The following is a 274-nucleotide window of genomic DNA, read 5'->3' as shown; positions in this document are numbered from 1 at the left end:
CACAACCACTCGGGCCAATATGTTATGGCGGGAAGAAAAAGAGCCATCTTTGAACCATGCCTTTGGCCTGAACGCAAGATGTTCATGAAGCTTTAACAGCATTTTTTCCATTTGTTAAAGAAATGAGCCACAGGCCTGCATTTTTCTGCAGGCTTTGCACAAGTTTATCGTAAAGAAAAAATGAATGCCTGTGCCGGCGTCTTGCTGCGACCCCCGAAAAAACCCTGATTCTGCCTGCGGTACAGGGGTGTTGTGGGTAATAAATTAACGAAAC

The 274-nt window shown here is 45.3% G+C and carries 1 protein-coding gene; it reads right to left on the bottom strand.

Translation table 11 applies throughout. The annotated features are described in order from the left end of the window. Positions 1–82 precede the first annotated feature (82 nt). On the bottom strand, positions 83–274 hold a 192-nt coding region (locus AC3II9_RS21770; RefSeq protein ID WP_489158774.1), incomplete at its 5' end, for a hypothetical protein.

Source organism: Lysinibacillus sp. RU7, assembly GCF_057837305.1.
Note: the sequence above shows the minus strand (reverse complement) of the source record. Positions and strands in the feature narration are given on the sequence as shown.